The following is a 22,662-nucleotide window of genomic DNA, read 5'->3' as shown; positions in this document are numbered from 1 at the left end:
GCCGAACACAGAAGTTAAGCCCTAGAACGCCGGAAGTAGTTGGGGGTTGCCCCCTGTGAGATAGGGTAGTCGCTTAGCGCCTTGAGTCTAGTTCAAACTAGACTTCTTTGGGAGTTTAGCTTAGTTGAAATGGAGAGGGAATCGACATTTCAATCGGTGGATAAGGAAAGCGGTAGCTTTCCACCTCTGGCTGAGCTAAACTTTCACTTTTGGGAGTTTAGCTCAGCTGGGAGAGCATCTGCCTTACAAGCAGAGGGTCAGCGGTTCGATCCCGTTAACTCCCATAAAAGATGATACTAAGGAGGGAAGCTTCCTAGTACCAAAAGGTCCCGTAGTGTAGCGGTTATCACGTCGCCCTGTCACGGCGAAGATCGCGGGTTCGATTCCCGTCGGGACCGTTTTAGTGTATAGAGATACATTAGAAAGACTCGTTAGCTCAGTTGGTAGAGCATTTGACTTTTAATCAAAGGGTCACTGGTTCGAGCCCAGTACGGGTCATAGTCACAGGCGGGTGTGGCGGAATTGGCAGACGCACCAGATTTAGGATCTGGCGCTTAACGGCGTGGGGGTTCAAGTCCCTTCACCCGCATAGAAGATAAGCCGGCTTAGCTCAGTTGGTAGAGCATCTGATTTGTAATCAGAGGGTCGCGTGTTCAAGTCATGTAGCCGGCATAGTAGAAGAGAATGCGAACGTAGTTCAGTGGTAGAACATCACCTTGCCAAGGTGGGGGTCGCGGGTTCGAACCCCGTCGTTCGCTTGAGGGAGCCGGGGTGGCGGAACTGGCAGACGCACAGGACTTAAAATCCTGCGATTGGAAACAATCGTACCGGTTCGATTCCGGTCCTCGGCATAGGAAAGAGCACCCTTAGCTCAACTGGATAGAGTACCTGACTACGAATCAGGCGGTTAGAGGTTCGACTCCTCTAGGGTGCATAAAAAAGGTTTGACTTTTTTTATATTTTTGATATAATGAATACATATTTAATAGAAAGAGCACCCTTAGCTCAACTGGATAGAGTACCTGACTACGAATCAGGCGGTTAGAGGTTCGACTCCTCTAGGGTGCATAAAAAAGGTTTGACTTTTTTTATATTTTTGATATAATGAATACATATTTAATAGAAAGAGCACCCTTAGCTCAACTGGATAGAGTACCTGACTACGAATCAGGCGGTTAGAGGTTCGACTCCTCTAGGGTGCATAGGGAAGAAGTCTGAGGGCTTCGGTTTTTCTACCTATACGGGAAGTAGCTCAGCTTGGTAGAGTACTTGGTTTGGGACCAAGGTGTCGCAGGTTCGAATCCTGTCTTCCCGATACTATGGCGGTGTAGCTCAGCTGGCTAGAGCGTCCGGTTCATACCCGGGAGGTCGGGGGTTCGATCCCCTTCGCCGCTATAATTGATCTTGTTGGACCTTTAGCTCAGCTGGTTAGAGCTCTCGGCTCATAACCGAGTGGTCGTAGGTTCAAGTCCTACAAGGTCCATTTTGTTATATGTGGAGGATTACCCAAGTCCGGCTGAAGGGAACGGTCTTGAAAACCGTCAGGCGTGTAAAAGCGTGCGTGGGTTCGAATCCCACATCCTCCTTAGTAGGAATAACGCGGGATGGAGCAGCTAGGTAGCTCGTCGGGCTCATAACCCGAAGGTCGTAGGTTCAAATCCTGCTCCCGCAATAAGTAGGCTCGGTAGCTCAGTTGGTAGAGCAATGGATTGAAGCTCCATGTGTCGGCGGTTCGATTCCGTCTCGCGCCATTATTTGATTGATTAAGCGGGTGTAGTTTAGTGGTAAAACTACAGCCTTCCAAGCTGTTGTCGCGAGTTCGATTCTCGTCACCCGCTTTGAACAGAGATGTTCATACCAAGTTTTTGGACTTGGGCGCGTAGCTCAGGTGGTTAGAGCGCACGCCTGATAAGCGTGAGGTCGGTGGTTCGAGTCCACTCGTGCCCATAATATTTTTGGAGAATTACTCAAGAGGCTGAAGAGGACGGTTTGCTAAATCGTTAGGTCGGGTAACTGGCGCGGGGGTTCGAATCCCCCATTCTCCGTATTTAAGGAGTGTAGCGATAGCTATCTCCTTTTCTGTTATCTGTGAATCTTGAGTGAGAGATATTGTATCTATTTTTAAGTAGAGTGAGTGAATCATATGAAAAAATCCAAATTTCTTATAATGACGGCTATTTTGATAATAATAACTTCTGTACTTTTAGTTACTACTCGTTCTTTAGGTGTGGTGAATGAAACTTCTAATGTTGTATCTATTTTGGATAATATTGTTTCAAAACCATTTAATTTTTTGGCGGATGTTAAATCAGATTTGACTGATTTATCACGCACATATAAGGAAAATAAGCAATTAAAAAAAGCTTTATTTAAAGCAGAAGAACAATCGGCTGATTTAGATTCATTAAAAGATGAAAATGCTCAATTAAGGCAACTATTAGAAATGAAAAATCTCTATGAATCAAAAAAGACGGTTTCATCTGATGTTATTACGCGTATACCAGTTTCTTGGTTATCTGAATTAACTGTCAATGCTGGTCGTCAAAATGGAGTTCAAAATACAATGCTAGCGGTGGCAAATGGTGGCTTGATTGGTAGTGTGAAAGATGTTGCTTCTCAATCTAGTCGAGTAAATCTTTTAACAAACAATAAAAATGTTGATAATATTTCAATAAGAATTCAAACGGAAACAAATACGATTTATGGGGTGATTGTTGGTTATAGTAAAGAAAAATCTGCTTTCATTATCAGTCAGTTAAATAGTTCGGATACCATTAAAAAAGGTGAGAAAGTTGTGACAAGCGGTTTAGGAACGTACAACATTTCCAATATTCCAGTTGGAACAGTCCTTTCTGTTACTGAAAAATCTGATCATTTAACAAAAGAAGTATTTGTAAAACCGAGTGCGGATTTGTCAGATATTCGTGTGGTGACATTAGTAGGAAATTGATATGAAATTTTTTAAAAACTACATTTTACCTTTTTTGGTTTTATTTGTTGTGATGTTAGTAGATGGTCATCTTTCAAATCTTTTGGCTAATCTTTTTTCAAATGATATTCATTTACTCAGTCATCTTTTACTTATTTTTATTTTGTACGTTTCTATAGATCTTTCGGAAAATATCAATTTTGTCATTTTATTGTTGATTGGTCTATTGTACGACGCTTATTATTTTCATATTATTGGCATTTCGACACTATTATTGCCTTTAATTGGGGCTGTTGTTAGTAAATATAATTCTGTTTTGATGTCTAATCGAGTCAGTCGCTTTTTATCAGTCGCTATTTTGGTGTTTTTCTTTGAAATGGCTACGTTCGCTTTGGCAAATGTTACTCAGCTGACTCGAATGTCTTTTTCAGATTTTGTTGTTTATACAATCGCTCCGACGATGGTGTTAAATTTACTATTCTTTTTGTTGATTCAACCAATTTTGGAAAAGATATATTTATGATAAAAATTTATGATAAATTGGAAATAGAATTGTAATAAAGGCGTAACATACTCAGCGACTTTTTTTGTTATACTTATAAATGTCTTATCGAATAGGAGTATAATTGTTTATGAAGAAAAAATTACTTACGTCAATCTTATTAAGTACAATGGTTCTTGCACAGGGAGTATCTCTTGTAAATGTACATGCAGATTCTACTGATGACAAAATCGCTGCACAAGATAGCAAAATTAATAGTTTGACTGATCAACAAAAATCAGCTCAAGCTCAAGTAGATCAAATTCAAAGTCAAGTTTCATCTATTCAAGCTCAACAAGAAAAATTGAAAGCTGAAAACGATAAACTTCAAGCTGAGTCAAAGAAATTATCAGCTGAAATTGAAACTTTGTCTAAAAATATTGTAGCACGCAACGAATCATTGGCTAACCAAGCACGTAGTGCTCAAACGAGTGGTACAGCTACAAGCTACATCAATACAATTGTGAATTCAAAATCTATCACAGAAGCTATTTCACGTGTTTCTGCGATGAGTGAAATTGTTTCAGCAAACAACAAAATGTTGGAACAACAAAAACAAGATAAAAAAGCTATTTCTGAAAAACAAGTAGCAAACAATGAAGCGATAAATACCGTTATCGCAAATCAACAAACGCTTGAAAATGATGCCAAAACGTTGTCTACTAAGCAAGCTGAATTAAAAGCAGCTCAGTTGAATCTTGCAGCAGAAAAAGCAACTGCTGAGGGTGAAAAGAATTCATTGTTGGCACAAAAAGCAGCAGCACAAAAGGCTGCGGAAGAAGCAGCGGCACAAGAAGCAGCTTATAAAGCACAACAGGCAGCACAAGCACAAGCAGTCGCTTCTTCAGCAAATACAAACTTTGAGGCACAGGTGCAAGCGGTGAACAATAGCACTTCAGCAGCTACACCTACGCCAACTCAAACAAATGTGACGCAGCAAACAGCAGCTACTAATAGGACTGTGAGTCGTCCTACATATAGTTCATCTGCTTCAACTTATCCAGTTGGTCAATGTACTTGGGGAGCGAAAACATTAGCTCCATGGGCTGGTGATTATTGGGGTAATGGTGCTCAATGGGCAGCAAGTGCAGCCGCAGCTGGTTTCCGTACAGGTTCAACACCTCAAGTAGGTGCAATCATTTCATGGAACGATGGTGGTTATGGACACGTTGCTGTTGTAACAGCTGTTCAATCAGCTACAAGTATCCAAGTATCTGAAGCAAACTATGCAGGTAATCAAGCTATTGGAAATTACCGTGGTTGGTTCAATCCAGCTGCTGCAGGACAAGGTTCATTTACTTACATCTATCCAAACTAATGAATAAAGAGATAAAAAGCGCATCTTGCGTTTTTTATTTTTGATTGAAAAATTAACTAAAAAGGGTTACAATGTTAATTGGAGAATATTTGTAACAGGTTTACAAAGAAACGAATACATACTGGAGGAAATCATGTCGTTTTCTGATTTAAAGCTCTTTGCTCTTTCGTCCAACCAAGAATTGGCTAAACGTGTTGCTCAAGAGATTGGCATGGAGCTTGGAAAGTCAACTGTGCGTCAATTTTCTGATGGAGAAATTCAAGTCAATATTGAAGAATCTATCCGCGGAAAACATGTTTTTATCTTGCAGTCAACAAGCTCACCCGTGAATGATAATTTGATGGAAATCTTAATCATGGTGGATGCTTTAAAGCGTGCAAGTGCTGAATCAATCAATGTTGTAATGCCTTATTATGGCTACGCTCGTCAAGACCGAAAGGCACGTGCTCGTGAACCGATCACTTCAAAATTAGTTGCAAATATGTTGCAGGTGGCAGGTGTGGATCGTTTGTTGACAATTGATTTGCATGCGGCTCAAATTCAAGGATTTTTTGATATTCCAGTAGATCATCTTATGGGTGCTCCTCTTATTGCGGATTATTTTGAGCGTCGTGGGATGACAGGTGGCGGTTATGTAGTTGTTAGCCCTGACCATGGCGGTGTACCACGCGCTCGTAAGTTAGCTGAATTTTTGAAAACACCGATTGCTATTATTGACAAGCGTCGTAGTGTGGATAAGATGAACACGAGTGAGGTGATGAATATCATCGGTAAAGTGGAAGGCAAGACTTGTATTTTAATTGATGATATGATTGATACAGCTGGGACAATTTGCCATGCTGCTGATGCGCTTGCTGAGGCAGGTGCGGTAGAGGTTTATGCAAGCTGTACTCACCCAGTACTTTCGGGTCCTGCTATGGATAATATTCAAAAATCAGCGATTAAAAAATTGGTCGTGTTAGATACAATTTATTTGCCAAAAGAGCGTTTAATTGATAAAATTGAACAAATTTCGATTGCTCATCTTTTGGCAGAGGCTATTGTACGTATTCATGAAAAACGTCCTCTTTCGCCATTATTTGAAACTTTAACGGCTCTTTAATGTAAGAACATTTAGATAGGAATCACTCTAATAGCTGGAGTGATTCTTTTGCTTCAATCAGATGACAAGTGATGAATTTTCTCAATATTATGATATTTTTGCTATGACTTAGGTTTTATAGTATAATAGTTCTATCAGATTTTGGAGGTAAAATATGGATTTGACGAAACGTTTTAACAAAAATTTAGATAAAATTGAAGTTTCTTTGATTCGGCAATTTGATCAATCTATTTCGAGCATTCCTGGAGTTCTTCGTTTGACATTGGGAGAGCCTGATTTTACAACTCCAGATCATGTAAAAGAAGCTGCGAAAGCGGCAATTGATGCAAACGAGAGTCATTATACGGGCATGAGTGGGTTGTTAGAATTGCGTCAGGCAGCCAGTCAATTTGTAAACGAAAAATACAATCTTTCTTATGATCCTGAAACAGAAATTTTAGTGACAATTGGGGCAACCGAAGCTTTATCTGCTACGTTGACAGCTATCTTAGAAGAAGGAAACAAGGTACTTTTGCCTGCACCTGCTTATCCAGGATATGAACCGATTGTCAATCTTGTGGGAGCAGAAATTGTCGAGATTGATACGACAGAAAATGACTTTGTTTTAACGCCTGAAATGCTGGAAAAAGCTATCTTGAAGCAAGGTAACCAGCTTAAAGCAGTGATTTTGAATTATCCAGCTAATCCGACAGGAGTGACTTATTCACGAGAACAAATGGCTGCGTTAGCCGATGTATTGAAAAAGTATGACGTCTTTGTTGTTTGTGACGAAGTATATTCTGAGTTGACTTATACTGATCAGCCGCATGTGTCTATTGCAGAATTTTTACCGGAGCAAACGATTGTTATCAATGGTTTGTCTAAATCGCATGCGATGACAGGCTGGCGTCTAGGTTTCACCTTTGCCCCAGCTGCTTTTACGGCTCAATTGATTAAAAGTCACCAATATTTGGTGACAGCCGCAAACACGATGGCTCAATTTGCAGGAGTGGAGGCATTGACAGCGGGTAAAGATGATGCAGAGCCGATGAAAAAGGAATATATTGAGCGTCGCGATTACATTATCGAAAAAATGACAGAGTTAGGTTTTAAGATTATCAAACCAGACGGTGCATTTTATATTTTTGCCAAAATTCCAGCTGGCTACAATCAAGATTCTTTTGCTTTTTTGAAGGATTTTGCACGTAAAAAAGCAGTTGCTTTCATTCCTGGTGCTGCTTTTGGTCGGTATGGGGAAGGTTATGTACGTCTTTCTTATGCGGCCAGCATGGATACGATAAAGGAAGCGATGAAACGGCTTAAGGAATATATGGAGGAGTATGCTGAAATCCATCACAAGTAAAGGTTTGGTTCTCTATAATCGTAATTTCCGAGAAAATGATAAACTGGTCAAAATTTTCACAGAGCAGGCTGGTAAGCGAATGTTTTTCGTGAAACATGCTAGAAATTCTAAGTTGAATCCAGTTATCCAACCACTGGTAGTGGCAGATTTTTTGATGAAAATAAATGATGACGGTTTGAGTTATATTGATGATTATCAAGGGGTCACGACTTTCCAGCATATCAATCATGATTTGTTTGCAATGGCTTATGCAACTTATGTGGTAGCTCTGGCGGACGCCAGTATTCAGGATAATGAAATAGATTCGGCTCTCTTTGCTTTTTTGCAAAAAACGTTAGAATTGATGGAGCAGGGCTTGGATTACGAGGTGCTGACCAATATTTTTGAAATTCAAATTTTGTCACGTTTTGGTGTTTCTTTGAATTTCCATGAATGCTGCTTTTGCCACCGAGTAGGGCTACCGTTTGATTTTTCCTTTACTTATAACGGCGTTTTATGTCCGGAACATTATGGCAAAGATGAGCGACGGAGTCATTTGGATCCTAACATTCCTTACTTATTAGATCAATTTCAAGCGGTTCAATTTAGTGAATTGGAGACCATTTCTTTGAAGCCGGAGCTAAAACGACAATTGCGAAAAGTGATTGATCAAATTTATGAAGAGTATATTGGGATTCATCTAAAGCCCAAAAAATTTATTGATTCTCTGGGAGACTGGGGAGAAATTTTAAAGAACAAGGAGTCGAAATGAAAAAAATAGCAATTGATGCCATGGGTGGCGATTATGCCCCACAATCTATCGTAGAAGGGGTCAATCAAGCACTAAACGATTTTTCGGATGTTGAAGTCATTCTTTATGGAGATGAAGCAAAAATCAAGCAGTATTTAAAGGCAACTGAGCGAGTTCGCATTGTTCATACGGATGAAAAAATCAACTCGGACGATGAGCCAACCAAAGCAATTCGCAAGAAGAAAAATGCCAGCATGGTTTTGGCGGCAAAAGCAGTAAAGGACGGAGAAGCTGATGCTGTTCTTTCTGCCGGAAATACGGGAGCGCTCTTGGCTGCAGGATTCTTCATCGTCGGTCGTATCAAGAATATTGATCGTCCGGGATTGATGTCCACATTACCAACGACAGATGGCAAAGGCTTTGATATGTTGGATTTGGGAGCCAATGCAGAAAATACAGCTCATCATTTGCATCAGTATGCTATTTTAGGGTCATTTTATGCTGAAAATGTACGTGGAATCAAACAACCACGTGTAGGGCTTTTAAACAATGGGACAGAAGCGAGCAAGGGTGATCCGCTTCGTAAGGAAGTGTATGATTTGTTAGCGGCGGATGCTTCGTTGAATTTTATTGGAAATGTGGAAGCGCGTGATTTAATGGATCATGTAGCAGATGTTGTGGTAGCAGACGGATTTACAGGTAATGCTGTGTTGAAAGCCATGGAGGGAACAGCCATGGGGATTATGAGCCAGCTCAAAAAATCCATTTTGGACGGTGGCTGGAAAGCAAAACTAGGTGCAGTGTTGCTGAAAGACAGTCTAAAATCTTTGAAGAGTAGTTTAAATTATTCTGATGTAGGCGGTGCTGTTTTATTTGGAGTAAAAGCACCTGTTGTTAAAACACATGGAGCGAGCGATGCAAAAGCAGTTTATAGCACGATTCGCCAAATTCGTACAATGTTGGAAACAAATGTTGTCGGAAAAGCAGTAAAAGAATTTTCAGGAGAGGCAAAATGACAGAACAAGAGATATACGAAAGAATTGTAGAAATTATTCAAGAAAGTCGCGGCAAGGAATTTCAAGTTTCTCAAACACTCAGTTTGAAAGATGACTTGCAAGCGGATTCTGTTGATTTGATGGAATTTATTCTAACTGTGGAGGATGAATTTGGCATTGAAATTTCAGACGAAGATATAGATAATTTGAAGAATGTGAGCGATATTGTCGCTTGCGTGCAGAAAAACTTGAACAAAGCATAAAAGCGAATAATTCATCTCTATGAGAAATCAATTGTAAGAAAACAGCTGAAAAACCAGTTGTTTTTTTGTTGTTCGTCATTATTGTACGACGTTTTCTTGAAAAACTTTTTTTAATATGATAGACTTAAGTCAGAAACAGATGAAAGGCGAATATTAAAATGACAGATGATTTGTTATATTCGGGAAAAGCTAAAGATTTATTTTTGACAGATGATGAAAATATCATCGTTGCACGTTACAAAGACCAAGCGACTATGCTTAATGGTGCTCGTAAAGAGACGATTAAAGGGAAAGGTGTTCTTAACAATCAAATCTCATCTTTCATTTTTACGAAATTAAATGAAGCAGGTGTGGCAACTCATTTTGTCAAACAATTGTCAGAAACCGAACAATTGAACAAAAAAGTGGATATTATTCCGCTTGAAGTTGTTCTGCGTAATGTCACTGCAGGATCATTCTCAAAACGGTTTGGTGTTGAGGAAGGAATTAAATTAGATACTCCAATCGTTGAATTTTACTACAAAAATGATGATTTAGATGATCCATTTATCAATGATGAACATGTAAAATTCCTTGATATTGCAAGTGACGAAGAGATTGCTTACATCAAGGCAGAAACACGTCGTATCAACGAACTTTTGAAAGATTGGTTTAGCCAAATTGGTCTGAATTTGATTGATTTCAAATTGGAATTTGGGAAGGATAAAGATGGCAAAATCATTCTTGCGGATGAATTTTCACCTGATAACTGTCGTCTTTGGGATGCTGAAGGTCACCACATGGACAAGGATGTCTTCCGTCGTGATTTGGGTAGTTTGACAGATGTTTATGAAGTTGTCCTTGAAAAATTAAAAGGACTTAACTAAAAACTGTGATTTCTAATTAGTAAAAGACTCTAAAAAGGATAAAAAATGAATAAACGAATTTTCGTTGAGAAAAAATCAAATTTTAACATTAAAGCTCAAGCGCTTGTGAAAGAGCTGAAACAGAATCTTCAGTTAGCGAGTTTGACTGATTTGCGTATTATTCAGGTGTATGATGTGTTTGGCTTGGCTGAATCGCTTTTTGAACGTGCTGAGAAACATATCTTCTCTGAGCAGGTAACGGATACTATTTTGGATGAAACTGCTGTGGTTGCTGAACTTGCCAACTATGCTTTCTTTGCCATTGAATCACTTCCAGGTCAATTTGACCAACGTGCTGCCAGCTCTCAAGAGGCCCTGCTTCTTCTTGGCAGCAGTAACGATGTAACGGTTAATACAGCGCAACTGTATCTTGTTAATAAAGATATTGATGCAGCTGAACTTGATGCGGTTAAGAATTATCTTCTTAATCCAGTAGATTCTCGTTTTAAAGATATTACGACAGGAATTGCGCCACAAGTATTTTCAGAATCAGACAAAACGATTCCAAATCTTGATTTCTTCAAGACTTATACAGCTGCTGATTTTGCGGCTTATAAAGCGGAGCAAGGTTTGGCGATGGAAGTTGATGACCTTGTCTTTATCCAAGAGTACTTCAAATCAATTGGGCGCGTGCCAACGGAAACAGAATTGAAAGTGTTGGATACTTACTGGTCAGACCACTGTCGCCACACGACTTTTGAGACAGAGTTGAAAAATATTGACTTTTCAGCTTCTAAGTTTGAAAAGCAGTTACAAGCGACCTATGACAAATACATTGCCATGCGGGATGAGTTGGGACGTTCTGAAAAGCCACAAACATTGATGGACATGGCGACAATCTTTGGTCGTTATGAGCGTGCGAATGGTCGTTTGGATGATATGGAAGTGTCAGACGAAATTAACGCCTGTTCTGTTGAAATTGAAGTGGATGTGAATGGTGTTAAAGAACCATGGCTTCTGATGTTCAAGAACGAAACACACAATCACCCAACGGAAATTGAACCCTTTGGTGGTGCTGCGACCTGTATCGGTGGTGCCATTCGCGACCCATTGTCAGGACGTTCTTATGTTTATCAAGCTATGCGTATTTCAGGTGCTGGTGATATTACAACACCAATTTCGGAAACGCGTCTTGGTAAATTACCACAGCAAGTGATTTCTAAAACAGCTGCGCATGGTTATTCTTCTTATGGTAACCAAATCGGTCTTGCCACAACTTATGTTAAAGAATACTTCCACCCAGGATTTGTCGCTAAACGTATGGAACTTGGTGCCGTTGTCGGTGCGGCTCCTAAAGGTAATGTTGTCCGTGAGAAACCAGAAGCTGGTGATGTGGTTATCCTTCTTGGTGGTAAAACAGGCCGTGATGGTGTTGGTGGTGCAACTGGTTCATCTAAAGTTCAAACGGTTGAATCTGTTGAAACAGCTGGCGCAGAAGTTCAAAAAGGGAATGCCATTGAAGAACGGAAGATTCAACGACTTTTCCGTAATGGTAATGTGACTCGCCTCATTAAAAAGTCAAACGACTTTGGTGCTGGTGGCGTCTGTGTGGCAATCGGTGAATTGGCTGACGGTCTTGAAATCGACCTTAACAAAGTGCCTTTGAAATATCAAGGGCTTAATGGTACTGAAATTGCTATTTCTGAATCACAAGAACGGATGGCAGTTGTGGTTCGTCCGAAAGATGTTGAGGCTTTCGTGGCAGAATGTCATAAAGAAAACATTGATGCGGTTGTGGTTGCAACAGTTACTGAAAAACCAAACCTTGTTATGACTTGGAATGGTCAAACAATCGTTGATATTGAGCGCCGTTTCCTTGATACAAACGGTGTGCGCGTGGTGGTCGATGCCAATGTCGTTGACAGTCAAGTTGACCTGCCAGAACAACGCACAACTTCAGCAGCAACACTTGAAGCTGATGCAGTAAATGTTCTTTCTGACCTTAACCATGCGAGTCAAAAAGGTTTACAAACCATCTTTGATAGCTCTGTTGGTCGTTCAACGGTTAATCATCCGATTGGCGGTCGTTATCAAATCACGCCAACAGAAAGCTCAGTTCAAAAATTGCCTGTTCAAAATGGTGTGACAACAACAGCTTCCGTTATGGCACAAGGGTTCAACCCTTACATCGCGGAATGGTCACCATACCACGGTGCTGCTTATGCGGTTGTCGAAGCGACAGCGCGTTTGGTGGCAACAGGTGCAAATTGGTCTAAAGCACGTTTCTCTTATCAAGAGTATTTTCAACGTATGGACAAACAAGCTGAACGCTTTGGACAGCCTGTATCTGCCCTTCTTGGAACTATCGAAGCACAAATCCAGCTAGGTTTGCCATCTATCGGCGGTAAAGACTCCATGTCTGGTACGTTTGAAGAATTGACTGTACCACCAACATTGGTTGCTTTTGGTGTAACAACGGCTGACAGTCGTAAAATTCTTTCACCAGAATTTAAAACAGCTGGTGAATACATTTACTACATTCCAGGGCAAGCTATTTCACAAGATATTGATTTTGATTTGATTAAAGCTAACTTTGCTAAATTTGAAGCGATTCAAAAAGCATATCCTATCACATCAGCTTCAGCTGTTAAATACGGTGGTGTGATGGAAAGTTTGGCGCTTGCTGCTTTTGGTAACCATATCGGTGCTAAAGTAAAATTGGCAGAGCTTGCGACTAGCTTGACAGCACAACTTGGTGGCTTTATCTTTACATCTACTGAAGAAATTGCTGAAGCTAGCAAAATCGGTGAGACAAGATCTGACTTTACACTTGCTGTCAACGGTGTCAACGTTTCAGGAGATAAACTTTTATCAGCCTTTGAAGGTAAACTCGAAGACGTTTACCCAACCGAATTTGAACAAAGTACAAAACTTGAAGATGTTCCAGCAGTTGCTTCCGATGCAGTGATTAAAGCAAGTAAGAAAGTAGCAGAGCCACTTGTTTACATCCCAGTCTTCCCTGGTACAAATTCAGAATATGATTCAGCAAAAGCCTTTGAACAGGCAGGCGCAAAAGTGAATTTAGTTCCATTTGTAACACTTAATGAAGCAGCGATTGAGGCTTCGGTTGACACAATGGTTGACAACATCAGTAAAGCAAATATCATCTTCTTTGCAGGTGGTTTCTCAGCTGCTGATGAACCAGATGGTTCTGCTAAATTCATTGTCAACATCTTGTTGAACCAAAAAGTCCGCGCAGCTATTGACAGCTTTATCGAAAAAGGCGGGCTGATTATCGGGATCTGTAATGGATTCCAAGCGCTTGTGAAATCAGGCCTGCTTCCATACGGTAACTTTGAAGAAGCGACTGAAACAAGCCCAACTCTTTTCTACAATGATGCCAACCAACACGTGGCGAAAATGGTTGAAACACGTATTGTCAATACGAACTCACCTTGGCTTCTTGGTGTCAAAGTTGGTGATATTCATGCCATTCCAGTATCACATGGTGAAGGGAAATTTGTCGTAACAGATGAAGAATTTGTAGAACTTCGTGACAATGGACAAATCTTTAGCCAATATGTTGACTTTGACGGTAAGCCAAGTATGGATTCTAAATACAATCCAAACGGCTCTGTTAATGCGATTGAAGGGATTACCAGCAAGAACGGTCAAATCATTGGTAAAATGGGACATTCAGAACGTTACGAAGATGGTCTTTTCCAAAATATTCCAGGAAATAAAGACCAACATCTCTTTGCAAGTGCTGTGCGTTACTTTACAGGGGAATAATACTCGTCAATATCAAAAGAAACTATGATTTCGGCTTCTTTTGATAATGATTGAGCATAAAAATGACAGAAAAATAAGAGGAAATGTCAGTGACATACGAAGAAAAATCTCTCAATGAAGAGTGTGGAATTTTTGGAATTTGGGGCCACCCCCAAGCAGCTCAGGTGACTTATTTTGGTCTCCACAGTCTTCAGCACCGCGGTCAGGAAGGTGCTGGTATCGTGACTAATGATAAGGGCAAACTCCTTCAGCATCGCAATACAGGTCTGCTTTCAGAAGTATTTAAAAATCCTGCTGATTTGGAAAAATTGACAGGGAAGGCTGCTATAGGTCATGTCCGCTATGCAACAGCAGGATCGGCTTCTATTAATAATATTCAGCCATTCCTTTACAATTTCACCAACGAGCAATTTGGTCTCTGCCATAATGGCAATCTAACGAATGCTTTGTCATTGAAAAAGGAATTGGAAGATCAGGGAGCGATTTTTAACGCTTCCTCAGATACTGAAATTTTGATGCATTTGATCCGCCGCAGCCACAATCCTGAATTTATCGGGAAAGTCAAGGAAGCTCTGAATACTGTTAAAGGTGGCTTTGCTTATCTTTTGATGACAGAAGATAAGTTAATTGCTGCGCTTGATCCAAATGGCTTTCGTCCTTTGTCAATCGGTCAGATGAAAAATGGAGCTTGGGTGGTTGCAAGTGAAACCTGTGCATTTGAAGTGGTCGGCGCCAAATGGGTTCGTGATGTGAAGCCGGGTGAAATTGTCATTATTGATGACAGCGGCATTCAATGCGATACCTACACGACGGATACCCAGCTTGCTATTTGTTCCATGGAATATGTGTATTTTGCGCGACCTGACAGTGATATTTATGGAGTGAATGTTCACACTGCTCGTAAAAATATGGGAAAGCGTCTGGCACAAGAATTTCAGCACGAAGCGGATATTGTCGTTGGGGTGCCAAATTCATCGCTATCAGCAGCTATGGGCTTTGCTGAAGAATCAGGTCTCCCTAATGAAATGGGCTTGGTGAAAAATCAATACACCCAACGGACCTTTATCCAGCCGACACAGGAATTGCGAGAGCAAGGTGTTCGCATGAAACTATCAGCAGTTTCAAGTGTTGTTAAGGGTAAGCGCGTGGTTATGATTGATGATTCTATCGTTCGCGGGACAACATCGCGTCGCATCGTTCGTTTGCTTCGTGAAGCAGGTGCGACAGAAGTTCATGTGGCAATCAGCAGTCCTGAATTGAAATATCCTTGTTTCTATGGGATTGATATTCAAAATCGACGTGAGTTGATTTCCGCAAATCATACAAAAGATGAGGTTTGTGAGATTATTGGGGCTGATAGCTTGACTTACTTGTCAATTGACGGTTTGATTGAATCCATTGGATTGGATACGGATGCGCCAAATGGTGGTCTTTGTGTAGCCTATTTTGACGGCAAGTATCCAACGCCGCTTTATGACTATGAGGAACGTTATCTTAAAAGCCTGAAAGAAAAAACGAGTTTTTATTGAAAAGATAAAAACAACAGCGACTGAAAGTTTGGTCTTCGGTTTGAAGCTTAGAGAAGTACTGGGATAAATTTTTACCCTTCGAGAAAATTTATTCTTACTCTTAAATGAATGAGGAAAAAATAATGACAGAAAAAAATGCTTATGCTCAATCTGGTGTTGATGTTGAAGCGGGTTATGAAGTTGTTGCACGTATCAAAAAACATGTAGCACGTACCGAACGTCTTGGCGTCATGGGAGCTCTTGGTGGCTTTGGTGGAATGTTTGACTTGTCTCAGCTGGACGTGAAAGAGCCTGTTTTGATTTCAGGTACTGACGGTGTGGGAACAAAACTCATGCTTGCTATCAAGTATGATAAACACGATACGATTGGTCAAGACTGTGTTGCCATGTGTGTCAATGACATCATTGCAGCTGGTGCTGAGCCGCTTTACTTCCTAGATTATATTGCTACTGGTAAAAATGAACCTGCGAAACTGGAACAGGTCGTTGCTGGTGTTGCCGAAGGTTGTGTTCAATCTGGCGCAGCTCTTATCGGTGGCGAAACGGCTGAGATGCCTGGTATGTATGGTGAAGACGACTATGATTTAGCTGGTTTTGCGGTTGGTGTCGCTGAAAAAAGCCAAATCATCGATGGCTCGAAAGTTTCTGAAGGAGATGTTCTTCTTGGGCTTGCTTCCAGTGGGATTCACTCAAACGGTTACTCACTTGTGCGTCGCGTCTTTGCTGATTATACAGGTGAAGAAGTACTTCCAGAACTTGAAGGCAAAAAATTGAAAGAAGTGCTGCTTGAACCAACACGTATCTATGTCAAAGCGGTGCTTCCGCTTATCAAAGAAGAATTGGTTAACGGTATTGCTCATATCACTGGCGGTGGCTTCGTTGAAAATGTTCCACGGATGTTTGCGGATGATTTAGCTGCTGAAATTGAAGAGGATAAAGTTCCGGTTCTTCCAATTTTCAAAGCTCTTGAAAAATATGGCAGCATTAAACACGAAGAAATGTTTGAAATCTTCAACATGGGTATTGGTCTCATGTTGGCAGTTAGCCCTGATAAGGTTGAGCGCGTGAAAGAATTGCTTGATGAGCCCGTTTACGAACTTGGTCGTATCGTCAAAAAAGCTGATGCAAGTGTGGTGATGAAATAATGAGCAAAAAAATTGCCGTTTTTGCGAGTGGTAACGGATCCAATTTTCAAGTCATTGCGGAGCAATTTCCAGTTGAGTTTGTCTTTTCAGATCATCGAGATGCCTACGTTTTAGAGCGTGCTGAAAAACTTGGTGTGACAGCTCATGCTTTTGAACTCAAAGAGTTCGATAATAAAGCAGCTTACGAAGAGGCTATTGTTACTTTGCTTGAAAAATATGACATTGACTTGGTTTGCTTGGCTGGTTATATGAAGATTGTTGGTCCGACTTTGCTAGCAGCTTATGAAGGTCGTATCATCAACATTCACCCAGCTTATCTGCCAGAATTTCCCGGTGCTCATGGGATTGAAGATGCCTGGAATGCTGGAGTCAGCCAATCTGGCGTGACGGTTCACTGGGTGGACAATGGCGTTGACACGGGAAAAGTGATTAAACAAGTCCGTGTACCTCGTCTGGCTGATGATACTATTGACAGTTTTGAAGCTCGCATTCATGAAGCAGAGTATAAACTCTATCCAGAAGTTTTGGAGAGCTTAGGAGTTGAGAGAAAGTAGTCAGTGTATTTGATAGCGTAGTTAGCTATTAGTATGCTGCCTTATAAGGAGATTATGATGATAAAAAAGATTTTGGTGTTTGTATTAACTTTTATTGTCGTTGCCTTTATAGTAAATGTACTATTGGGTAATCTTGAAAATCCGTTACGCCTTTGCTTGGCTTATTCTATCGGGCTTATTGCTAGTATTGCTATTGAGTGGTTTATATTTTACAAAAAGAAGTAGAAAGTAGGACTGAAATGACAAAACGTGCACTAATCAGTGTTTCAGACAAAGCGGGCATTGTTGAATTTGCTCAAGAATTAAAAAAACTTGGTTGGGATATTATCTCAACTGGCGGAACAAAAGTTGCGCTTGATAAAGCAGGCGTTGATACTATCGCGATTGATGATGTGACGGGTTTCCCAGAAATGATGGACGGCCGTGTGAAGACCCTTCATCCAAATATTCACGGCGGTCTTTTGGCTCGTCGCGATCTTGACAGCCACCTTCAAGCGGCCAAAGATAACCACATTGAATTGATTGACCTTGTTGTGGTTAATCTGTACCCGTTTAAAGAAACTATTCTGAAACAAGATGTGACTTACGCTGATGCGGTTGAAAATATTGATATCGGTGGTCCTTCCATGCTTCGCTCTGCAGCTAAAAACCATGCCAGTGTTACAGTTGTCGTTGACCCAGCTGATTATGCTGTTGTTTTAGACGAATTGACAGCTAATGGTGAAACAAACTTTGAAACGCGTCAACGCTTGGCAGCCAAAGTTTTCCGTCACACAGCAGCTTACGATGCTTTAATTGCAGAATATTTCACAAAACAAGTTGGTGAAACAAAACCTGAAAAACTCACCATCACTTATGATTTGAAACAACCCATGCGTTATGGTGAAAACCCTCAACAAGACGCGGATTTCTACCAAAAGGCATTACCAACAGATTACTCAATTGCTTCTGCTAAACAATTAAACGGGAAAGAATTGTCCTTTAACAATATCCGCGACGCTGATGCTGCCATCCGCATTATCCGAGACTTCAAGGACCGTCCAACCGTTGTTGCTCTTAAACATATGAACCCATGTGGTATCGGACAAGCAGATGATATTGAAACAGCTTGGGATTACGCTTATGAATCAGACCCAGTTTCAATCTTTGGTGGAATTGTCGTGCTGAATCGCCAAGTTGATGCAGCAACTGCTAAGAAAATGCATGCTATTTTTCTTGAAATCATCATTGCACCAAGTTACTCAGACGAAGCGCTTGAAATCTTGACAACGAAGAAGAAAAATCTGCGGATTCTTCAATTGCCATTTGAAGCTCAAGAAGCTAGCCAAGCTGAAAAAGAATACACAGGTGTTGTCGGTGGGCTTTTGGTTCAAAACCAAGATGTTATCGAAGAAAATCCAGCTGATTGGAAAGTTGTTACCAAACGTCAACCAAACGACCAAGAAAAAACAGCACTTGAATTTGCTTGGAAAGCGATCAAATACGTGAAATCGAACGGTATCATCGTGACAAATGACCACATGACACTGGGTGTCGGTCCGGGCCAAACAAACCGTGTGGCTTCTGTTCGTATCGCTCTTGACCAAGCGAAAGACCGTCTTGACGGTGCTGTTCTTGCTTCTGATGCTTTCTTCCCATTTGCGGACAACGTGGAAGAAATCGCAACTGCAGGTGTGAAAGCAATCATCCAGCCAGGTGGCTCCGTCCGTGACCAAGAATCTATTGACATGGCTGATAAATACGGCATTGCCATGGTGTTTACAGGCGTACGGCATTTTAGACATTGAGAATAGAATAAAAACCTTGGATTCAGTTTCCAAGGTTTTTAAAGTTGTTCAGAGAGAATTATTTTGGATAAATGTAGCTAACTGCTCCTTGCCCAGCTGCATGGGGATTGAACCAGCCGCGGAAGTTGCCAATATATTGTTTCCCAGCGTAGTTGGCTTCTTGAATCTGAATACGTGTGTTTGAGGCAACGTGAGTAACAACTCCAACGTGACCATAACCGCCGTCTGTCCAACAAATAATAGCCCCTACTTGCGGAGTTGTGCCGGTTTTAAAACCAGCTCGTCTGGCGCTAGCGGCCCAGTCGCCACCGTTGCCCCAATAGTTGCCAGCCCAAGGCGCAAGAGCTTTGGCGCCCCAAGTGCATTGTCCTTTTGGATAAGTCGTTGCTGCAGCATAATTTGGTTGGAAAGAGACAGCAGGCTTCTCTACCTGATAGCTCGTACCTGTTAGTCCAATCATTTGACCGTTGAGATTGCGGTAGACATGTGTATGAAAAAGCCCGCTACCAGTGTGTTTTTGTGTATCAACTGTGAATTTGTAAATTCCATTTCCAGCTTTAGTAGCGGTGTACCACTGAATATCATCTTGACCGTTGACTTCAGACCAAGTCGGTAGGATAATCTTGCCATCGCCGTAAGCATCTATCACAGTCACTTCATAATGATAAGTTGAGCGTTTATTGACAGATACTTTGGTTTTAATCTGTTCTGCGGACATAGTAACCGAGTCTGTCGCATAACTGTGTTCGCTCCCATCTTTATATTTTACATAAATATGGTTGGTGTATGTTCCGGACAAAACTTGATGATTGCGAATATCAAAGGTTGCTGTAAAAGTTCCGTCACCGTGATTAGTGGCTGTATACCACTTGATATTGCTTTGATTGCTCGTACTCCAAATAGGAACTCGAACGGATTGAATCGGCTTGGACTTTGAAGTTTCACTAACTTTGACGGTATAAGTCCCTTGTTCTTGATTGATATTTTCAACAGAGAAGAATGGTTTTTGCTCTTCTTCAGAAGGCAATTTATCAGCATCAACTTGTGCTGTGATTCCTGCTAGACCAGTGAATTCAGGCTTGACATAGCTTTCCCCATATAAATGAATATGATAAGCACCAGTATCATAATTGTGTTTTTTGAGTTCAACTCTCACGCTATAACTGCCATCAGGATTTTTAGTAGCGGTGTACCACTGAATATCGTCTTGCCTGTCGCGGTCAGACGAAGTCGGAACGGTTAGTTTGTAGATTGTTTCAGGAACATTTTTGATCTGAATATCCATGATACCAGGCTCAGGAAAGCTCGTCTGAATAGTAGGATTTGGTTTTTCAAGGTTAAAACTTGTTCCCGATTGATAAACCATTTTACCATTTTTATTTTCATAAGTATCTACAAAATATTTTCCATAACCCCTGTGTTTAGAAAAATCAAACTCCGTTATTTCTTGTCCAGCATTGTACCAGTTGAGATAATTGCTGCCATTCTCCTCAGACCAAACAGCATGGTAAATGGTGTAAGGAACTTGCGTTTGTGAACGTGTATAGTGAATAGAAGCAGTGTCTCCTGAAACATTGACAGTAATGTTGCTGGCGAGAGTTGCTGGATTTAAGCTTTTTTGAGCATTATTTGTTTCCGCGGCTTGAGCTGTTAGTTGAACTGAAAAAACGCTCAAAATGGCGCTGGATAGTAAAAACAGTTGACTGTATTTTTTCATAAATCTCCTTTGAATAAATAATTTGGATAGTTCCATTTAGATTATTCGGGGAAAAATGAAAAAATCGAAAACTGAATTGAAAAATTAGAAATGATACTGGGATTTCGTTATTATCAAAATATTTTACGATAAATAAAAGTATAAACGAACATTTGTGGTATAATTGATATAAATAATTCGTAAAGAGGACAATCATGAAACTTTTAGTTGTTGGTTCGGGTGGTCGCGAGCATGCGATTGCTAAGAAATTGTTGGAGTCGCCGCAGGTGGAGCAGGTCTTTGTGGCTCCCGGAAATGACGGGATGACCTTCGACGATCTTAAGTTGGTTCCGATTGGGATTTCTGAGCATGCAGCGCTGATTGACTTTGCTAAAGCAAATGATGTTGCTTGGACTTTCATTGGTCCTGATGATGCGCTAGCGGCTGGAATTGTTGATGATTTTAATCAGGCTGGACTCAAGACTTTTGGTCCGACTTGGCTAGCTGCTGAGCTGGAATGGTCCAAGGATTTTGCCAAATCAATCATGAAAAAATACGGTGTGCCGACAGCACGCTACGAAACTTTCTCAGACTTTGAAAAAGCTAAATCCTATATCGAAAAAGAGGGCGCTCCAATCGTGGTGAAGGCGGACGGCTTGGCTTTGGGTAAAGGCGTGGTAGTCGCTGAAACGGTGGAAGAAGCGGTCGAAGCAGCCCATGAAATGCTTTTGGACAATAAATTCGGCGATTCTGGTGCGCGTGTGGTGATTGAGGAATTTCTGACTGGAGAGGAATTCTCTCTCTTTGCCTTTGTTAATGGTGACAAGTTCTATATCATGCCAACGGCTCAGGACCACAAGCGGGCTTATGACGGTGACAAGGGTCCAAACACAGGTGGTATGGGTGCTTATGCGCCCGTGCCACATCTGCCAGCAAGCGTGGTTGAAACTGCGGTTGATACCATTATCAAGCCAGTGCTGGAGGGCATGATAGCAGAAGGACGACCTTATATCGGTGTTCTTTATGCTGGGTTGATTCTGACTACGGACGGTCCCAAGGTCATTGAGTTCAATGCTCGCTTTGGTGATCCAGAGACGCAGGTTATTCTGCCACGCCTGACTTCTGACTTGGCGCAGAACATCACGGATATTTTGGAAGGCAAGGAGCCTGATATGACTTGGACGGATAGCGGTGTGACATTGGGTGTCGTGGTGGCTTCTGAAGGTTACCCACTTGCCTACGAAAAAGGTGTAATCCTGCCAGAAAAGACTCAAGGCGACATGATGACTTACTATGCAGGGGCTAAGTTTGATGAAAATGGCAAAGATCTGCTGTCCAATGGCGGACGGGTCTATATGCTGGTCACCACAGCCGACAGCGTCCAGGCTGCGCAAGAAAAAATTTACGCTCAACTCGACAAACAAGACACGACTGGACTGTTTTACAGAACCGATATTGGGAGCAAGGCTCTTGAAAAATAAAAAGTGTATACTGGTTAGTGCCTGTTTGCTTGGAGAAAATTGCAAGTACAATGGAGGCAACAATTATAATCAAGCTGTTATTGACTTTGTTGCGGATAAAGATGTCTTAGCAGTGTGCCCAGAAGTTGCGGGAGGCTTACCAGTTCCGAGAGAGCCAGTAGAGATTTTAAAAGGGAGACCATGTGATGTCAATGGGAATTTCTATGATAAAGAATTTCAAGTAGGAATCGATCGCACATTGTCTAGCTTAGCTGAAAAAAAGATTGACTTTGCTATTCTTCAGTCCCGAAGTCCATCTTGTGGTGTCAATCAGATTTACGATGGTCATTTTACTGGTCGAAAAATAGAGGGCAGTGGTCTTTTTGCGCAAGCATTAAAGAAACGAGGCTACAGAGTTATTGATGCTGAAGATATAATTAAATAAAGTATAACGTTAGCTCAAGCGACCAAAGGTCGTTATGAAACTATGTCTGCTATCGCTGTGGTATTTTAGGAAAGTTTGTAGCTCAAAGGTCTACAAACCTAGTCAAGAAGATTTTTTAGATGGGATGTTAGCTTTTCCTTGTCTTTTAAGAAAAGATGAGAAGAAAAGTGTAATATCACACGCAAGAAA

At 41.1% G+C, this 22,662-nt stretch carries 18 protein-coding genes and 19 tRNA genes; 36 read left to right on the top strand and 1 reads right to left on the bottom strand.

Translation table 11 applies throughout. The features are described 5' to 3' along the window. The first annotated feature begins 211 nt into the window (after positions 1 to 211). The 34 genes from FQ204_RS03670 (at position 212) to purH (ending at position 18,872) form a co-directional block, all read left to right on the top strand. Positions 212 to 284 (top strand) — tRNA-Val (locus FQ204_RS03670). 41 nt (positions 285 to 325) lie between these two features. Continuing rightward, positions 326 to 398: transfer RNA gene (locus FQ204_RS03665), tRNA-Asp, on the top strand. 27 nt (positions 399 to 425) lie between these two features. Beyond that, positions 426 to 498: transfer RNA gene (locus tag FQ204_RS03660), tRNA-Lys, on the top strand. 9 nt (positions 499 to 507) lie between these two features. Next, positions 508 to 589 (top strand) — tRNA-Leu (locus FQ204_RS03655). A 10-nt stretch (positions 590 to 599) separates the two neighbouring features. Further along, positions 600 to 672: transfer RNA gene (locus FQ204_RS03650), tRNA-Thr, on the top strand. A 14-nt stretch (positions 673 to 686) separates the two neighbouring features. Next, a tRNA-Gly gene (locus FQ204_RS03645) sits at positions 687 to 758 on the top strand. 7 nt (positions 759 to 765) lie between these two features. Then, positions 766 to 851, top strand: a tRNA-Leu gene (locus FQ204_RS03640). A gap of 9 nt (positions 852 to 860) precedes the next feature. Continuing rightward, positions 861 to 934, top strand: a tRNA-Arg gene (locus FQ204_RS03635). Between the two features lie 60 nt (positions 935 to 994). Next, positions 995 to 1,068: transfer RNA gene (locus FQ204_RS03630), tRNA-Arg, on the top strand. Between the two features lie 60 nt (positions 1,069 to 1,128). Beyond that, a tRNA-Arg gene (locus FQ204_RS03625) sits at positions 1,129 to 1,202 on the top strand. A 39-nt stretch (positions 1,203 to 1,241) separates the two neighbouring features. Next, positions 1,242 to 1,315, top strand: a tRNA-Pro gene (locus FQ204_RS03620). Positions 1,316 to 1,321: 6 nt separating this feature from the next. Beyond that, positions 1,322 to 1,395, top strand: a tRNA-Met gene (locus FQ204_RS03615). A 14-nt stretch (positions 1,396 to 1,409) separates the two neighbouring features. Further along, positions 1,410 to 1,483, top strand: a tRNA-Ile gene (locus FQ204_RS03610). Between the two features lie 13 nt (positions 1,484 to 1,496). Then, positions 1,497 to 1,586, top strand: a tRNA-Ser gene (locus tag FQ204_RS03605). A 12-nt stretch (positions 1,587 to 1,598) separates the two neighbouring features. Then, positions 1,599 to 1,672, top strand: a tRNA-Met gene (locus FQ204_RS03600). Between the two features lie 6 nt (positions 1,673 to 1,678). Continuing rightward, a tRNA-Phe gene (locus tag FQ204_RS03595) sits at positions 1,679 to 1,751 on the top strand. Positions 1,752 to 1,767: 16 nt separating this feature from the next. Further along, a tRNA-Gly gene (locus FQ204_RS03590) sits at positions 1,768 to 1,838 on the top strand. A gap of 35 nt (positions 1,839 to 1,873) precedes the next feature. Then, positions 1,874 to 1,947: transfer RNA gene (locus FQ204_RS03585), tRNA-Ile, on the top strand. Positions 1,948 to 1,957: 10 nt separating this feature from the next. Beyond that, a tRNA-Ser gene (locus FQ204_RS03580) sits at positions 1,958 to 2,045 on the top strand. Between the two features lie 98 nt (positions 2,046 to 2,143). Further along, positions 2,144 to 2,950, top strand: coding sequence for a rod shape-determining protein MreC (mreC, locus tag FQ204_RS03575; protein WP_144208745.1), 807 nt, complete (start codon positions 2,144 to 2,146; stop codon positions 2,948 to 2,950). Between the two features lies 1 nt (position 2,951). Further along, positions 2,952 to 3,452, top strand: a complete 501-nt coding sequence (gene mreD / locus FQ204_RS03570) for a rod shape-determining protein MreD (protein WP_144208742.1) — start codon at positions 2,952 to 2,954, stop codon at positions 3,450 to 3,452. A 109-nt stretch (positions 3,453 to 3,561) separates the two neighbouring features. Then, positions 3,562 to 4,788: a peptidoglycan hydrolase PcsB gene (pcsB, locus tag FQ204_RS03565; RefSeq protein WP_144208739.1), complete on the top strand. Its 1,227-nt coding sequence runs from the start codon at positions 3,562 to 3,564 to the stop codon at positions 4,786 to 4,788. 133 nt (positions 4,789 to 4,921) lie between these two features. Beyond that, positions 4,922 to 5,890 carry a ribose-phosphate diphosphokinase gene (locus tag FQ204_RS03560; RefSeq protein ID WP_144208736.1) on the top strand — a complete coding sequence of 323 codons (969 nt, stop codon included), beginning with the start codon at positions 4,922 to 4,924 and terminating at the stop codon, positions 5,888 to 5,890. A 154-nt stretch (positions 5,891 to 6,044) separates the two neighbouring features. Then, on the top strand, positions 6,045 to 7,232 hold the full coding sequence (locus tag FQ204_RS03555) for a pyridoxal phosphate-dependent aminotransferase (RefSeq protein WP_144208734.1): 1,188 nt from the start codon (positions 6,045 to 6,047) through the stop codon (positions 7,230 to 7,232). Further along, entirely contained in the window at positions 7,210 to 7,983 is a 774-nt protein-coding gene (gene recO / locus FQ204_RS03550; RefSeq protein ID WP_144208731.1) for a DNA repair protein RecO, read from the top strand. Before FQ204_RS03555 ends, recO begins: the two co-directional genes overlap by 23 nt. Beyond that, complete coding sequence (plsX, locus tag FQ204_RS03545) at positions 7,980 to 8,978, top strand: phosphate acyltransferase PlsX (protein ID WP_144208729.1); 999 nt, start codon at positions 7,980 to 7,982, stop codon at positions 8,976 to 8,978. Before recO ends, plsX begins: the two co-directional genes overlap by 4 nt. Further along, positions 8,975 to 9,220: an acyl carrier protein gene (locus FQ204_RS03540; protein ID WP_144208727.1), complete on the top strand. Its 246-nt coding sequence runs from the start codon at positions 8,975 to 8,977 to the stop codon at positions 9,218 to 9,220. The genes plsX and FQ204_RS03540 overlap by 4 nt, the downstream gene beginning before the upstream one ends. Positions 9,221 to 9,378: 158 nt before the next feature. Then, positions 9,379 to 10,086 carry a phosphoribosylaminoimidazolesuccinocarboxamide synthase gene (purC, locus tag FQ204_RS03535; RefSeq protein ID WP_144208725.1) on the top strand — a complete coding sequence of 236 codons (708 nt, stop codon included), beginning with the start codon at positions 9,379 to 9,381 and terminating at the stop codon, positions 10,084 to 10,086. Between the two features lie 45 nt (positions 10,087 to 10,131). Beyond that, entirely contained in the window at positions 10,132 to 13,857 is a 3,726-nt protein-coding gene (locus FQ204_RS03530) for a phosphoribosylformylglycinamidine synthase (RefSeq protein ID WP_144208723.1), read from the top strand. 89 nt (positions 13,858 to 13,946) lie between these two features. Then, entirely contained in the window at positions 13,947 to 15,386 is a 1,440-nt protein-coding gene (gene purF, locus FQ204_RS03525; RefSeq protein WP_144208751.1) for an amidophosphoribosyltransferase, read from the top strand. Positions 15,387 to 15,508: 122 nt separating this feature from the next. Then, positions 15,509 to 16,531 (top strand): phosphoribosylformylglycinamidine cyclo-ligase, encoded by a 1,023-nt coding sequence (purM, locus tag FQ204_RS03520; protein WP_144208721.1) that lies wholly within the window; start codon positions 15,509 to 15,511, stop codon positions 16,529 to 16,531. Then, entirely contained in the window at positions 16,531 to 17,085 is a 555-nt protein-coding gene (gene purN, locus FQ204_RS03515; RefSeq protein WP_144208719.1) for a phosphoribosylglycinamide formyltransferase, read from the top strand. The genes purM and purN overlap by 1 nt, the downstream gene beginning before the upstream one ends. A 57-nt stretch (positions 17,086 to 17,142) precedes the next feature. Beyond that, entirely contained in the window at positions 17,143 to 17,310 is a 168-nt protein-coding gene (locus tag FQ204_RS03510; RefSeq protein WP_186286683.1) for a phosphoribosylaminoimidazolecarboxamide formyltransferase, read from the top strand. A 14-nt stretch (positions 17,311 to 17,324) separates the two neighbouring features. Beyond that, entirely contained in the window at positions 17,325 to 18,872 is a 1,548-nt protein-coding gene (gene purH / locus FQ204_RS03505; RefSeq protein WP_144208715.1) for a bifunctional phosphoribosylaminoimidazolecarboxamide formyltransferase/IMP cyclohydrolase, read from the top strand. 58 nt (positions 18,873 to 18,930) lie between these two features. On the opposite strand, the gene FQ204_RS03500 is transcribed toward purH, so the two are convergent. Continuing rightward, positions 18,931 to 20,589, bottom strand: a complete 1,659-nt coding sequence (locus tag FQ204_RS03500) for a GBS Bsp-like repeat-containing protein (protein WP_144208713.1) — start codon at positions 20,587 to 20,589, stop codon at positions 18,931 to 18,933. A 194-nt stretch (positions 20,590 to 20,783) separates the two neighbouring features. Here FQ204_RS03500 and purD point away from each other — a divergent pair, with 194 nt between their 5' ends. Continuing rightward, positions 20,784 to 22,049: a phosphoribosylamine--glycine ligase gene (gene purD, locus FQ204_RS03495; RefSeq protein WP_144208711.1), complete on the top strand. Its 1,266-nt coding sequence runs from the start codon at positions 20,784 to 20,786 to the stop codon at positions 22,047 to 22,049. Then, positions 22,039 to 22,473 carry a DUF523 domain-containing protein gene (locus tag FQ204_RS03490; RefSeq protein WP_144208709.1) on the top strand — a complete coding sequence of 145 codons (435 nt, stop codon included), beginning with the start codon at positions 22,039 to 22,041 and terminating at the stop codon, positions 22,471 to 22,473. Before purD ends, FQ204_RS03490 begins: the two co-directional genes overlap by 11 nt. Positions 22,474 to 22,662: the final 189 nt, after the last annotated feature.

Source organism: Streptococcus constellatus (genome assembly GCF_902167705.1).
Taxonomy (GTDB): domain Bacteria; phylum Bacillota; class Bacilli; order Lactobacillales; family Streptococcaceae; genus Streptococcus; species Streptococcus constellatus_A.
This window is presented reverse-complemented; position numbering and strand designations above follow the sequence as displayed.